This is a genomic window from Neomoorella sulfitireducens (genome assembly GCF_024733845.1).
Taxonomy (GTDB): Bacteria; Bacillota; DSM-521; order Neomoorellales; family Neomoorellaceae; genus Neomoorella; species Neomoorella sulfitireducens.
The window spans coordinates 1-1885 of sequence record NZ_JANRHG010000029.1 but is presented as its reverse complement, the minus strand read 5'-3'; the positions used below and the strand labels follow the sequence as shown (position 1 = coordinate 1885).

Here is a 1885-nt window from a genome sequence, read left to right as displayed (position 1 = left end):
CTGACTTTATCAGTTGAAACCCCGGAATACGCATAAAACCTAGAAAAATAGAAAACAAGACGCGCATTTTGCCACTACTGCTGGCACTGCCAACGGGCAGCAAACTCCTTTACACGGGTTACATTTCCCGGCGGTGCAATCCGCATCAGGCGCAGGAGCTTTTTGCTCAACTCTGTACTCCTGGTTTTAATGAAGAACGCCTCTCCTTCGATCTCTACCTCGGCAAAGTTGAGGGAGTTTAACGCTTCCCGGATCTTTTCTGGTGAGGCATCATCTCCGGCTTGCCGGAGCTTGAATTCCAGGGTGCGTTCGAGTAGAAAGGCAAGGAAACAGATTACAAAATGCCCCTTGATCCGCCTTTCGGTCCAGTGGAAAACCGGCCGGACTTCCAGGGTGCTTTTCATGACGCGGAAAGATTCTTCAATACGCCACAGGTTATGGTAAGCATCCAGGATGTCTTTGGCACTCATTTCTTTCTCGCTGGTCTGGATGCCGTAATAGCCGTCAAATTGTTTGTCCCGGGCAATGGCTTCTTCGTCCAGCACCCATGTCCCAGTACAATCTACTTCTTTGAGGTATTTCTTACCACCGCGTTTGTTGCTGGCCTGGATTTTGGCCTTGCTTTCTAAAAGGGTTTGGGCTTTTTCTATTAACCTTTCCCGGTCGGCCCGGTCTTTTTCCGCCCGCCGGCTGGAATAGGTGATGACTAGTTTTTCGGGTAACTTGTATTTTTTCCCCTCGGCGGTGAACTCGTTTATGTATTCGATAACTTTGTAGCGGAGGACTTCTTCTTCATCATCCGTTATTTCCTGGTAACCGTCATCGTCTAATATCACATCGGTAATCTCTTTCTTCATGCTCTTGATGCGGGCGGCAAAGATGTAGCTGTAGCCCCGTTCCACTATGCGCTTTAAATTGAGCTTGCTGTTGATCCCCCTGTCGGCGACGATAATCACCCGGCGCAGACCAAAACGTTTTTCCAGCTTTTCCAGGGCCGCCTCCAGGGTTTTACCATCAAAGGTATTGCCGGGGAAAAGCTCATAGCCAATGGGCCGCCCCTCGCAATCAATAAGTAAGCCCAATACCACCTGGACTTCATTGAACTTGCCGTCTTTACTGAAGCCAAAATCACGAAGAGAATCGGCTTCGACACTGGCAAAGGAAAAGGTCGTTACATCATAAAAAACCACATCCACCTGCATGTTAAAAAGGTGGCGGTTCTTTTGGAACATCTCCTCCTCCAACAACTCTTTATGCTCACAGAGTAAATCCAGGGAGCGGTAGAGGTGGTTCAATGCCACGTCAGGCAAACTGGCGTAACGGTGCTGATGGTTATAGGTACCTAATTTGCTCCTGGGTTCAAGGAGGTGCTGGACAGCCATAAGAAAACTGGCGTCGTTTAAGTCGAACTGTACCTTGCGTTTGGCACTAATCTTCTTTAGGAGTTTGGGTAGCTCTAATTGGTTCCAGATCTTCTGGTAGACCACATAGCCCCAGTTCTTGATCTGCGCCTCGGAAAAGTTCGCTAAACTGGTCACCTCCCTGGCCTTGGACAATTCTAACAGGCGCTTACCAAGTCTTTGAAAGCTGGGGTTGTTTTCAATTTCTTCCAGGCGACCGAGATTAAGGAGGACCTTGTGTTTGACAACACCATTTTCCCGGTAAGATTGGACCAACTGGACGTACTGGTAGTCCCTGGATTTGGTTATCTTGATGAACATGCTTAGATGATACCACTAACTGTGAAGATTGTCCAGATATTGTTCGAAATAAGATGCATATTGTTGCCACTACACTTTTCGGTTTTTGGGTCGTTTTGAGCGCCCGAAGCTAGATTTTATGCGGGTTCGCGAATCAGTAGAACGTTACAACTGATAAAGTCAGG

The 1885-nt window shown here is 47.9% G+C and carries 1 protein-coding gene; it reads right to left on the bottom strand.

The genetic code is table 11. The annotated features are described in order from the left end of the window. Window positions 1–74 precede the first annotated feature (74 nt). Window positions 75–1721, bottom strand: coding sequence for an IS1634 family transposase (locus NWF31_RS14425; protein WP_258361200.1), 1647 nt, complete (start codon window positions 1719–1721; stop codon window positions 75–77). Between the last annotated feature and the right edge of the window lie 164 nt (window positions 1722–1885).

Coding starts and splice junctions, on each gene's coding strand:
- NWF31_RS14425 (WP_258361200.1), bottom strand. CDS start 1,721: ATGTTCATCAAGATAACCAAATCCAGGGACTACCAGTACGTCCAGTTG.